The organism is Marinovum algicola (genome assembly GCF_900109145.1).
GTDB lineage: Bacteria > Pseudomonadota > Alphaproteobacteria > Rhodobacterales > Rhodobacteraceae > Marinovum > Marinovum algicola.
Window position 1 is genome coordinate 325,177 of sequence record NZ_FNYY01000001.1, and the last position, 12,248, is coordinate 337,424.

At 65.4% G+C, this 12,248-nt stretch carries 10 protein-coding genes; 2 read left to right on the top strand and 8 right to left on the bottom strand.

The window, feature by feature from the left end; all coding sequences use genetic code 11:
- The first annotated feature begins 67 nt into the window (after window positions 1-67).
- Window positions 68-2,143 carry an FAD-dependent oxidoreductase gene (locus tag BMW90_RS01615; RefSeq protein WP_074834506.1) on the top strand — a complete coding sequence of 692 codons (2,076 nt, stop codon included), beginning with the start codon at window positions 68-70 and terminating at the stop codon, window positions 2,141-2,143.
- Here BMW90_RS01615 and BMW90_RS01620 read toward each other — a convergent pair.
- The 8 genes from BMW90_RS01620 to BMW90_RS01655 all read right to left on the bottom strand — a co-directional run bounded on the left by BMW90_RS01620 (window position 2,113) and on the right by BMW90_RS01655 (window position 10,838).
- Complete coding sequence (locus BMW90_RS01620) at window positions 2,113-3,129, bottom strand: LacI family DNA-binding transcriptional regulator (protein WP_074834508.1); 1,017 nt, start codon at window positions 3,127-3,129, stop codon at window positions 2,113-2,115. The two genes, BMW90_RS01615 and BMW90_RS01620, sit on opposite strands and share 31 nt — an antisense overlap.
- Window positions 3,130-3,205: 76 nt before the next feature.
- Window positions 3,206-3,523: a Dabb family protein gene (locus tag BMW90_RS01625; RefSeq protein WP_074834510.1), complete on the bottom strand. Its 318-nt coding sequence runs from the start codon at window positions 3,521-3,523 to the stop codon at window positions 3,206-3,208.
- On the bottom strand, window positions 3,520-5,112 hold the full coding sequence (locus BMW90_RS01630; RefSeq protein ID WP_074834512.1) for a GMC family oxidoreductase: 1,593 nt from the start codon (window positions 5,110-5,112) through the stop codon (window positions 3,520-3,522). The genes BMW90_RS01625 and BMW90_RS01630 overlap by 4 nt, the downstream gene beginning before the upstream one ends.
- Before the next feature lie 27 nt (window positions 5,113-5,139).
- Complete coding sequence (locus BMW90_RS01635; RefSeq protein WP_074834513.1) at window positions 5,140-6,633, bottom strand: GMC oxidoreductase; 1,494 nt, start codon at window positions 6,631-6,633, stop codon at window positions 5,140-5,142.
- Complete coding sequence (locus BMW90_RS01640; RefSeq protein ID WP_074834515.1) at window positions 6,634-7,746, bottom strand: ABC transporter ATP-binding protein; 1,113 nt, start codon at window positions 7,744-7,746, stop codon at window positions 6,634-6,636. It lies immediately after the preceding gene.
- 4 nt (window positions 7,747-7,750) lie between these two features.
- Window positions 7,751-8,632, bottom strand: coding sequence for a carbohydrate ABC transporter permease (locus tag BMW90_RS01645; protein ID WP_048530126.1), 882 nt, complete (start codon window positions 8,630-8,632; stop codon window positions 7,751-7,753).
- Window positions 8,632-9,531 (bottom strand): carbohydrate ABC transporter permease, encoded by a 900-nt coding sequence (locus tag BMW90_RS01650; RefSeq protein WP_048530128.1) that lies wholly within the window; start codon window positions 9,529-9,531, stop codon window positions 8,632-8,634. Before BMW90_RS01650 ends, BMW90_RS01645 begins: the two co-directional genes overlap by 1 nt.
- A gap of 59 nt (window positions 9,532-9,590) precedes the next feature.
- Window positions 9,591-10,838: an ABC transporter substrate-binding protein gene (locus BMW90_RS01655; RefSeq protein WP_211568828.1), complete on the bottom strand. Its 1,248-nt coding sequence runs from the start codon at window positions 10,836-10,838 to the stop codon at window positions 9,591-9,593.
- A gap of 262 nt (window positions 10,839-11,100) precedes the next feature.
- Here BMW90_RS01655 and BMW90_RS01660 point away from each other — a divergent pair, with 262 nt between their 5' ends.
- Window positions 11,101-12,144 (top strand): LacI family transcriptional regulator, encoded by a 1,044-nt coding sequence (locus BMW90_RS01660; RefSeq protein ID WP_074834516.1) that lies wholly within the window; start codon window positions 11,101-11,103, stop codon window positions 12,142-12,144.
- The last annotated feature ends 104 nt before the right edge of the window (window positions 12,145-12,248 follow it).

Below are 12,248 nucleotides of genomic sequence, written 5' to 3' on the forward strand. Positions count from 1 at the left end.
GACAGAAGCGGCGCCATTCAATACGCCTGAGTGGAACGTTCCAATAGATCAGTCAGGCCGGACAGAAATGACCCAGACAATCCCGCAAGACATCCTCAATGCGTTGACCGACGTCGATATGCCGCGTCTGGCGCCCGAGCCGGGTTTCGACGACAAGCTGTCGCTGGCCGGGCATGTCATTCCGGTGCATCGGGCCGGCGCCACGGTGGTGGGCAGCGGTGCGGCGGGGCTGCGCGCGGCGGTGGAACTCAAGCGGCGCGGTGGCGATGTGAGCATCGTCAGCCAGAGCGCCTGGGGCGGCACCTCGGCCTGTTCCGGCTCGGACAAGCAGACCTTGCACACCGCCAATACCGCCGATCAGGGCGACAATTTCAAGGAGATGGCCCGCGCCATCCGCTCGGGCGGCGCGATGGACGAGGACACCGCCTATATCGAGGCGGTGGGCTCGGTCCGGGCGATGGCTTCGCTGCAATTTCTCGGTCTTCCGCTGCCGCAGGACGGGTTGGGCGGCACCCTGCGCTATCAGACCGACCATGACGAGGTCGGCCGCGCCACCAGCTGCGGGCCGCGCACCTCGCGGCTGATGGTCAAGGTGCTGGCACAGGAGGCGCTCCGCCTGGGCATCGGCTTTTTCAACCAGACCACCGCCGTACGCATCCTGAGCGACGGCAATCGGGTCACCGGATTTCTCGCCATCCGCCCGAAGGACCGGTCAGAGCAGAATCCGCTGGGCCTCGCGCTCTTTTGCTGCGAGGCGCTGGTGCTGGCGGCGGGGGGACCGGGCGAGCTCTATCGCGACAGTGTCTTTCCCAACGGCTGTTTCGGCTCGCTCGGGCTGGCGCTGGAGGCCGGGCTCGAGCTGGTCAACATCACCGAGAGCCAGTTCGGCATCGGCACCCGGCGCGAGGGTTTTCCCTGGAACCTGTCGGGCACCTATGTGCAGGTCATCCCGCATATCTATTCGCTCGACGACGCCGGGCAGGAGTGCCATTTCCTCGCCGACTATTACCGCAGCACGCAGGAACTGGCCTCGAACGTCTTTCGCAAGGGCTATCAATGGCCGTTCCATGCCGCGCGGATGCTCGATTTCCGCTCCAGCCTTGTCGACCTGGCAATCTTTCGCGAGACGCAGAAGGGCCGGCGGGTGTTCATGGACTTCAATCGCAACCCTCTGCCGGTGCCCGGCGACGCACCGTTTGACCTTGACCGGCTGGATGACGACGTGCGCGGTTACCTGCGCAATGCGGGGGCCGATCAGGCGCTGCCGATCGACCGGCTGCGGCACATGAACCCGCTCGCGATCGAGCTTTACCGCCGCTACAAGGTCGATATCGCCGCCGATCCGCTGGAATTCGCGGTGAACAACCAGCACATGAACGGCGGCATCGCGGTCGATCCCTGGGGGCGGAGCAATCTCGCCGGGGTCTATGCGGTGGGCGAGGCCGCGGGCACCCATGGCGCCACGCGGCCGGGCGGGTCGGCGCTGAATGCCGGGCAGGTCTTTGGCACTCGGGTCGCCGAACATATCGCGGCGGCCGGGCGTGCCTCGGTGCCGGCGCAGGGCCAGGCCCCGGGCGTGGCCGAGGCGGTGGCGGCCATCGACGCGCTGTTGCGGCCGGTAACCGGAGTGCCGTTGCAGGAGGTGCGCCGCGAGGTGCAGGCGCGGATGAGCGACACGGCCGGCATTCTCTGCACCGCAGAAGAGGTGCGCGCCGCCTTGCGGGACGCCCGCGCCTTGAACGCGCGCATCCGGGCGCAGGGCATCGCCTTTGGCCGCAGCAGCGAGGCCGGCCGGGCGCTGCAATGGCAGCAGATGGCGCTGGCCTCGGAGGCGGTGCTGGCGGCGCTCGATCACTACATCTCATCCGGCGGCGGCAGCCGGGGCGCGCGGGCAATCTGCGATCCGGCCGGCACCGCTTTGCCGATGTCGGTCCAAGGCCCGCTGGACGACGTGCGCTTCCGCCCCGAGCGCGAGGACGACAAGGCCAGCCAGATCACCCTGCGGATGGCGGGCGGCAGGATGACGCTTGCCACGCGGCCCAATCGGGCGTTCGACGAAGGGGCCAAGGCGTTTTTCGAGCGCGACTGGCCGGCCTGGCTGACCGGGGCGATCTATGACCTGCCGTCGCCGCCGCTCGACTGACGTACCACCAGGCTCACCGGCGTCCGGGTTTCCCCCGGCGGCGGGGTGCCTTTGTCGAGCCAGTCAATCACCGTTTCCGCCGCCTGCGCGCCGATCCGGGCAATGTCGCAGCGCACCGAGGTGAGCGTGGGAAAGCATTGAGCCGCCTCGGAAATATCGTCGAATCCCACGAGGCGGAAGCCTTGCCCGACGTCGCGACCCACTTCCTGAAAGCCTGACAGCATGCCCAGCGCGACGAGATCGTTGAAACAGACGGCGGCATCGACCTGCGGATGTGTCTCGGCCAGCCGTCTTGCCGTCTCGCGGCCGAATTCGCGGGTCGACTGGCCGGTCAGCATCACCGGCGTCATGCCGGCCTCGGCCAGCGCCGACAGATAGCCGTCCTGGCGCTCTTCCGTCACCGCCCGCCCCTCGAGTCCGCCGACAAAGGCCACCTGCCGCGCGCCTCCGGCCAGCAGATGCCGAGTCGCCTCGCCGCTGCCCCGGGCGTAATCGGGCGCGGTGAGGGGGAAGAGATCGAGCCGGTCGTCGACCCGGCGCAGCATCTGCATCGCCGGAATTCCGGCGCGCGCGATGGCGTCAAAGGTCGCCCGCGTCTCGCCATAGGCCGGGCAGAGGATCAGCGCCGAAACACCATGTTCGATCATCGAGCCGACCACCTGGGCTTGCAGCCCCGGGTCTTCGTCGGTGTTGGCGATGACGGCGGAATACCCTTTGTCCGCCAGTGCCATCTGCAAGGACGTGGCGAATTCGGTAAAGAACGGGTTGCGCAGATCATTGATCACCAGCCCGACCAGCCCGGCATTCGAAGACCGCATGTTGGCGGCCGATCGGTTGTAGACATAGCCGATCCGCGCCATCGCGGCGCGCACCTGCTTGCGGGTCTCGTCGCGCACCGAGGCGCTGTTCTGCAACACCAGGCTGACGGTCGATTTCGACACGCCCGCCTCGCGCGCGACGTCGATGATGGTCGGTCTGCGGGTCATTTCTGTGCTCTTCCGCCGTTCTCCTCGGATCAACCTGCCATAGGCCGGTCCGAGGGCAAACGCCAGTCGTGACCGCTCAGGCGCCCGCGACCTCCAGGTCGAAACAGAGAATGCCGTCCTTGCCGCCCTGGGCGTGTTCGGTCAGCTTGGCGCCGGCAATCTGATGATCAGAATGGTCCTGATAGGCCTGCAACCCGTCCCAGTCGGTGAAATCGGCGATAAAGCCGTGCATGTAGCCGCGCTCCATCTTTTCCGGGCTTTCGCTCTTGCCGGCGGTGATGCCGAGGCAGGCGGGCAGCTTGTCCTCGATCTCTTTCAGTTCGGCAAACAGTGCGGCGATCTTCGCCTCGCTCACCTCCGGCTGGAACCGGATCAATACCACGTGTCGGATCATGCTTTCATCCCGTTGTCTGATTTGATCATCTCTGCCGCCTTTTCGCCGATCATGATGGCGGCGGCGTTGGTGTTCGAGGAGATCACCGTCGGCATGATCGAATTGTCGACCACCCGCAGTCGCTCGATGCCGTTGAACCGCAGGCGGGTGTCCACCACCGCGCCGTCATCCACCCCCATCCGACAGGTGCCCGCGCAATGGTGCGAGGTCTTGGAATGGGTGCAGATGAAATCGAAATACGCCTGATCGGTCTTCACATCCGGGCCGGGCAGGCGTTCGGCCAGGATGTATTTGGCCAGCGGGGCCTGCGACAGGATCTCCTGCGTCAGCTTCAGCCCGCGGATCGACATCTCGCGATCCAGCGGGTCTTGCAGATAGTTCGGATCGATCAGCGGCGCCTTGGCCGGATCGGCGCCCTGCAATCGGACGGTGCCACGCGAGCGCGGGCGCAGGTAGCAGGAATTCAGCGTGATCCCGCCCTGCGGCATGGCGGCGACCCCATGTTCGATGCCGGTGCCGAGGCCGAGGTGGAACTGGATGTCGGGCGAACGCGCGTCGGGATCGGCGTACCAGAAGCCGCCGGTCTCGAACAGCGACGAGGCCACCGGCCCCTTGCGGCCCATGACATATTGCAGCCCGGCCAGCGCCGCCCAATGCGGCCGGGCGTAGCGGTCATAGCTGTAGGGGCCGGACAGCTCGCTGATGCAGTAAAGGTCGAGGTGGTCTTGGAGGTTCGCACCGATCTCGGGCTGGTCGGCCACCACGTCGATGCCGAGCTGCGACAGATGGTCCGCCGGTCCGAGGCCCGAGAGCTGCAAGAGGCGTGGCGAGCCCACGGCACCGGAGCAGAGCAGCACCTCGCGATCCGCCATCAGCCGCGTGCCGTCCATCATCTCGACGCCGGTGGCGCAGCCACGCTCGACCAGCAGCCTGCGCACCTGCGCGCCAAGCTTGACCGTCAGGTTCGGGCGCCCGCGGTTCGGGGTGACATAGGCCATCGCCGCCGAGGAGCGCCGCACATTGCGCTGGGTCAGCTGGTAAAAGCAGACACCATCCTGCGTTTCGCTGTTGATGTCGGGATTGCGCGGAATGCCAAGCGCGGCGGCGGCTTCGAAATAGGCCTCGCAGATCGGCAGCGGCGCGCGCGGTTCGCTGACCCCCAGCGGCCCGCCCTTGCCATGGTAGGCGTTCTCGTAGGTCTCGTTGTCCTCGGCCTTCTTGAAATAGGGCAGCACGTCGTCATAGCCCCAGCCGGTACAGCCCATCTGTCGCCATTCGTCGTAGTCCTGGGGGTTACCGCGGGTGTAGATCTGGGCGTTGATCGCCGAGCCGCCGCCGATCACCTTGGCCTGGGTGTAACGGAACACCTTGTTCTGCATGTGTTTCTGCGGAACCGTGTCCCAGCCCCAGGAGCCGATGCCCTTGGTCATCTTGGCGAAGCCGGCGGGCAGGTGGTAGAAGGGATGGCGGTCGCTGCCCCCCGCTTCCAGCAGCAGCACCCGCGCCGAGGCGTCCTCGGACAACCGCCCGGCCAGGACCGAACCGGCCGAGCCGCCGCCGATGATGATGAAATCGTAACCTTTGGACATGGGGTCTTCCTGAGTTTGGGGCGGTGGTCAGCCCGCGAGATCGTGCTGGCGCAGATGCGTCCCGGCCCGCAACGCCAGCGCCGCCACGGTCAGCGCCGGGTTCACCGCGGCCGAGGTCGGCAGGAGCGCGGCGTCGGTGATGAAGAGGTTGGGGTGGTCGTGGCTGCGGCCAAAGCTGTCGGTGACGCTGGCACCCGGGTCATCGCCCATCCGCGCGGTGCCGCATTGATGCGACGGCGTGCGCCGATCAAAGGGTTTCGCCACAACCACCGGATAGCCTGCCTTGCGCAGCAGCCGCTTGAGCCGGCTGACCAGCGCGGCATGGGCCTGCATGTTCGAGCGCTGCCAGTCGAGCACGATCTGCCCGTTTTTGAGCGTCACCCGGCTGGCGGGGTTGGGCAAGTCCTCGGACATGGCATAAAGGTCGATCGAGCGGGCGGCGATCCAGTCGGCCAGCGGCCCCGGCAGGCCGGAGCTGGCGCGCAGGATCGGACCCGAGATCTTGCCCAGCAGCTGGATATTGCCCAGCGGTTCGCCGCCGGGCCCGCCGCTGAGGTAGAAATCGTTCAGCATCAGGGTCTTCTGATAGACCGAAGGGTTCTTGCGCAGCGGGTGCAAGGCCAGAACCGCCGAGCAATTGTGGTTCATGAAATTGCGCCCGACCTGATCGGAGCGATTGGCGAGCCCGGTGGGGCAGCTCTCGTCCGCCGAGGCCAGCAGCAGCGCGGCGCTCTGCACCGCGCCGGCGGCCAGGGCGACGAGACCGGCCTCGATCACCTCGCCGCTCTCCAGTTCGACGCCGCGCAGCCGGTTGCCCGCGCCGCGCAGCAGCCGCCTGACCCGCGCCCCGGTGCGCAGTGTCACGTTGTCCTGCGCCAGCGCCTGGGTCAGCGCGGCGCTTTCGGCGTCACGTTTGCCGCCATTGGTGTCGGGAAAGGCATCCCAGGGCGTCCGGGCCCGCGACAGCCAGCGCTCCAGATCGACAGCCAGCGGCACCGATGACGGATGCAGGCCGAGCGCGGCCAGCCGGTCGCGCAGATCGGCGATGACCGGTTCATGCGGCACCGGGCCAAAGGGATAGTCGCGGGCATGCGGCGGTTCGGTCGGGTCGTCGCCGGTCTTGCCGCGCACGCTGTAGAGCAGCTCGGCCTCGCAATAGAATGGTTCGAGATCGGCATAGGAGATCGGCCAGCCCGGCGTGGTGCCGCCGATGTGGCGCAGGGGGCGGAAATCCTCGGCGCGATAGCGGATCAGCGCGCCGCCGTAGAATTTCGAGTTGCCGCCGACATTGTAGTAGTTGCCGGGGTTGAAGGCGCGGCCGGCCCCGTCGAGCCATTGTTCGTCCGGGCGGTAATGGCCGCGCGCAAAGATCGCCTCGGGATCGCGATCATGTTCCGAAGGGCGCAGATGGTGGCCGCGTTCGAGGATGACGATGCGGCGGCCGCTCGGCGCCAGGCTGGCGGCGAGCGTTGCTCCGCCGATCCCGGAGCCGACGATCACGATATCCGCCGCCGCGCGCATTCAGGAAATCCGCAGCTCGGTTTCGGGATCGAAGGCCACCGCCTTGTCCATGTTGATGGCAAAGGGGAAGCTTTGCCCGGCATGGACATCCACATCGGCGCGGAACCGTCCGGTGACCTCCTTGCCCCCGAGCTGGGTGACGACAAAGGTGTCCGAGCCCGCCGGTTCGGTCACTTCCACATGCGCCTCGACGATCTGCACGGAACGGCTGTTGCGGTCGGCGCCGTCGCGGTCGGTGATCGCTTCGGGGCGCAGGCCCAGCACGATCTCGCGGCCGTCGTGCGCCTCGAACCCCTTGCCTTCGGGAAAGGGCAGGGTGGCCTCGGTGCCGTCGGCCAGCCCGGCCATGGCCACCGCGCGTCCGTTTTCCACCGCGATGCGGGCGGGGAAGAGGTTCATCGAGGGTGAGCCCATGAAGCCCGCCACGAACATGTTGGCCGGATTGTCATAGATCTCCTTGGGCGTGCCCAGCTGCTGCACATGGCCGCCGAACATCACCGCGATCCGGGTCGAGAGCGTCAGCGCCTCGATCTGGTCATGCGTCACATAGACGATGGTGGTCTTGAGCTTCTGGTGCAGTTTCTTGATCTCGGTGCGCATGTCGACGCGCAGCTTGGCATCGAGGTTTGACAGCGGTTCGTCGAACAGGAAGACATCGGGGTCACGCACCAGCGCCCGGCCCATGGCGACCCGCTGACGCTGGCCGCCGGAGAGCTGGCCGGGTTTGCGATCGAGCAGGTGCTTGATCTGCAACAGATCCGCCACTTCGTTCATCGCCTTCTCGCGCTCGGGCTTGGGCGTGCCGTGCATCTCGAGACCAAAGACGATGTTCTGGCCGACGTTCATGTTGGGGTAGAGCGCATAGCTCTGGAACACCATGGCGATGTTGCGCTCGGCCGGCCGGACGCCGTTCATCGACCGGCCCTTGATGGCGATGTCGCCCGAGGTGACCTCTTCCAGCCCGGCGATCATGTTGAGCAGGGTGGACTTGCCGCAGCCCGAGGGGCCGACGAGCACGAGGAATTCGCCTTCCTCGACCGAAATATTGGTCTCGTGCAGCACCTTGACCGTGCCATAGGATTTGGTGGCATTGTTGATATCGAGAAATCCCATCGGATTATCCTTTCACAGATCCGGCCATCAGCCCGCGGACGAAGTAGCGGCCGGCGACGATGTAGACGAGGAGGGTGGGCAGGGCGGCCATGATGGCGCCCGCGAAATGGACGTTGTATTCCTTCACCCCGGTCGAGCTTTGCACCAGGTTGTTGAGGGCCACGGTCATCGGCTGGCTGTCGAAATCCGAGAAGGAGGCGCCGAACAGGAAGTCGTTCCAGATGTTGGTGAACTGCCAGATCACGCAGACCACGGCGATCGGGCCTGACGAGGGCAGCATGATGCGGCGGAAGATGGTGAAGAACCCGGCGCCGTCGATCATCGCCGCGCGCACCAGTTCGGTGGGGAACTGCTGATAGTAGTTGCGGAAATAGAGCGTCGAAAAGCCGATGCCATAGACCAGGTGTACGAACACCAGCCCCGGCACGGTGCCAGCCAGACCCGCCAGCCCCAGCATCCGCGCCATCGGAATCAGCACCATCTGGAAGGGGATGAAGCAGCCGAAGAGCAGCAGGCCAAAGAGCACGGTGTCGCCGCGAAACCGCCATTTGGTCAGCACATAGCCATTGAGCGCGCCCAGCACGGTCGAGATCGCGACCGCCGGCACCACCATGACGATGGAGTTCCAGAAGAACGGCTTGAGACCCGTGGCCTCGACGCCGATCTGCGCCGTCGACCAGGCGCTTTTCCACGGCGCGACGGTCCATTGGTCGGGCAGGGACATCATCCCGCCGGCCTGGATTTCACTTAGCGGTTTCAGCGAGTTGACCACCATCACGTAAAGCGGCAGCAGGTAATAGAGACAGAACAGGGTGAGCAGGGTGTAGATCACGAAGCGCGTGCCGGCCCCGGTGCGCACCACGGTTGCGGTTGCATTGCTGGACATCACTTCTTCTCCCTGAGTTCGGAATAGATGTAAGGCACCATGATCGCGGCGATCGCCATCAGCATGATCGTGGCCGAGGCCGCGCCGATGCCCATCTGGTTGCGGGTGAAGGTGTAGGAATACATGAAGGTCGCCGGCAGTTCGGTGGCCGTGCCAGGCCCGCCGCCGGTCAGCGCGATAACCAGGTCGTAGGATTTGATCGCCATATGCGCCAGCACCACGAAGGCCGACATGAAGGCCGGGCGCAGCTGCGGGATGACGATCCGGCGATAGAGCGCCATGTTCGACGCGCCGTCGATCTGGGCCGCTTTCAGCACCTCGTTGTCGATGCCGCGCAGGCCGGCGAGGAACATCGCCATGACAAAGCCGGAGGTCTGCCAGACCGCGGCGATGACGATGGTATAGATCGCCATGTCGCCGTCCTTGATCCAGTCGAAGGTAAAGCTTTCCCAGCCCCAGGAGCGTACCACGGCCTGCAAGCCGATGCCGGGATCGAGGAACCATTTCCAGGCGGTGCCGGTGACGATGAAGCTGAGCGCCATCGGGTAGAGGTAGATCGTGCGGATGAAGCCCTCGGCCCGGATTTTCTGATCCAGCAGGATCGCCAGCGTCAGGCCCAGCGCGCAGCAGATCACGATATAAAGCGAACCGAAGATCAGAAGGTTGGTAACGGCAGTGTCCCAGGCGCGGATGCGGAACAGTTTGGAATAATTTTCCCAGCCCACCAGATCGTAGGAGGGCAGGATACGGCTGTCGGTGAAGGAAAGGTAGAAGGTGAAGATGATGAAGCCGTAGACGAAGATCAGCACCATCGCGAGGCTCGGGCTGAGAACGATTTTCGGCAGGGCTTCGCGCAGCCAGTCAGAACCGCCTCGGCGGGGTTTGGCAACCTGTGTCATGGGAGTCTCCGGGTGGCAGGGTGGGAAAGCGCACGCGGCGCTTTCCCGAAAGGTGCCGGTTACTGCGAGATTTCGACCGCAGTGACCAGCTCGTCGACGGCGGTTTCGCTGTCGTACTCGCCGTTGAAATGTGCGGTGATCACGTCATACATCGCGTTCTTGACCGCGGCCGGGTTGGCGTGGCCGTGGCCCATGGAGCCATAGAGGTTGCCGCTTGCCGCGGCCGCCTTGAAGTCTTCGTAGGCGCGTTGGCCGCAGGCATCCAGCGCGCTGGCGTCAAGGTCGGTGCGAGCCGGAACCGAGCCCTTGACCTTGTTGAAGGCGATCTGGAATTCCGGCGACATGATCGCCTTGGCCAGTGCCGCCTGTTCATCCGACACCCCGTCGCCCTGGCTGAACATGGCGAACTGGTCCGAGTTGAAGGTCACCTGATCCTGGCTGCCGGGGAAGCGGAAGCAGAGGAAATCCTCGCCCGGCACCTTGCCGGCGTTGAGGAATTCGCCCTTGGCCCAGTCACCCATCAGCTGGAATGCGGCTTCCTTGTTGATCACCATGGCGGTGGCCAGGTTCCAGTCGCGGCCCGAGAAGTTGTCATCGACGAAGCCGCGCAGGGTGCCCATGCGGTCGAAGACCTCTTTCATCTGGTCCGAGCCCAGCGCTTCGGGATCGAGATCGATCATCGAGGCCTGGTAGAACTCGGGCCCGCCGACCGACAGCACCACCGCGTCAAAGAAGGTGGCTTCCTGCCAGGCCTGGCCGCCATGCGCAAGCGCGGTATAGCCGGCGGCTTCGGCCGCTTCCAGGGCGGCGACGAAATCGTCCCAGGACTGCGGCTCTTCGAGGCCGAGCTCGTCCATGATCGCCTTGTTGGCCCAGACCCAGTTGGTCGAGTGCACGTTGACCGGGGCCGAGACCCATTGGCCGTCATGGGTGGCGAACTTTTGCAGCGCCGCCGGGATCACTTCGTCCCAGTTGCCCTCTTCGGCGATCGGGTTGAGGTTGGCCAGTGCGCCCTCCTTGGCCCAGTCGGTGATGTCAAAGCCCAGCATCTGCACGGCGGTCGGCGCATTGCCAGAAGTCACCCGCGCCCGCAGCACGGTCATCGCCTGGGTGCCGCCGCCACCGGCGACCGGCATGTCCTGCCAGCCGATGCCCTGACCGGCCAGATCCTCCTTGAGTACGTTGAGCGCCGCGGCCTCGCCGCCGGACGTCCACCAGTGCAGTACCTCGACGTCGGCCGCCATCGCCGGAGCGGCCCCGAGGCCGACCGCCATGGCCGTCATTTTCAGTGTCTTCATCATTGTCATGATCGTTCTCCCTGTTGTTGCGCCCCTCCCGGGCAGCCATATTAAAACGTTACAAATCGCTTTTCCGTCAAGCTTTAACTTTTCATTGAACCTCCGTGATGCCGTGGTAGGCGAGTTAAGCCGCTGTTATTATATTAAAATCTCAAGAACATGTGTCTGTCAGAATTTTTTCCAGAAAGATTTCAGTTGAATCGTTTTAAGTTTGCCGCTTACTCTGAAACCGATTTCGTCGCCCGCTGTGGCAGTTCGTGAAGTGGATCCCATGAGCCCCGACCCCCGATTCGACCAACCCAGGCCAACGCTGCGCACGGTCGCCGAGCTGACGGGATATGCGGTGGCCACGGTGTCGCGGGCGCTGGCCGACGACCCCAAGATCGCCAAGAGCACGCGGAAAAAGATCGCCGATGCGGCGCGAAAGGTGGGCTACGTCCCCGACCGTGCGGCGCGGCGTCTGCGCACCGGGCGCACCCAGGTGGTGACGCTGCTGCTCAACACCGATCACGAGTTCCTGGGCTTTACCCACGAGTTTCTGACCGGCATAACCCAGGGTCTGCGTGGCACAGGCTATTCGGTCACGGTGGTGCCAGACAGCCTCGGGCCCGACCGGCTGAGCCCGGTACGTACCATCCTGCGCAACCGGCTGGCTGATGGCCTGCTGTTCACCCGCACCGAAAGCTTCGATCCACGGGTGCGGCTGTTGATGGAAGAGGGCTTTCCCTTCGTCTGTCATGGCCGGACCGAATTTGCCCAGCCGCACGCCTGGGTGGACTACGACAACGAAGCCTTTGCCCGGGTGGCCGTCGACCGGCTGATCCAGCGCGGCCGCAAGCGCATTCTGCTGATCCCGCCGGCCGAGGATTTCACCTTTGCCCAGCACATCCGCTACGGCTTTGTCTCTGCGGCCCGCGCCGCCGGCATCGATCATGAGGTTGTCTCTTCGGTCAATATCGACAGCCCCGGCGCCGAGATCGCCGAAGCGCTGCGTGCGCGGCTGGCCCGGCCCGATCCGCCCGATGGCTATGTCTGTGTCGGTGAGGCGATCGCCCTGGCCACCATGGGGGTGCTGGCGGATGCCGGTGTGGTGCCGGGCATTGCGGCCGACGTGGTCGCCAAACGCGCCTCGCCGATCTTCGACAACATCCGGCCGCGGATCGAGACCGTCTTCGAAGACCTGCGCGCCACCGGCCAGACCATGGCCGAGATGCTTCTGCGCAACATGGATGGCGAGCCGGCGGGCGGGCTTCAGCACCTCTTTCCGCCGGGCCCGGCGAGCTGGCAGGCGTCCGATGCCACGGTCTCGGCCTGAGCCCGCCAGGGGCGGGCAGGGCGGACGGGCCATCGCTGTTGTCTGTTCGCTATCGCACCACATCAGGGTCTCCATCAGCTTCGGTCTTGGCCGCAGCCACGTTT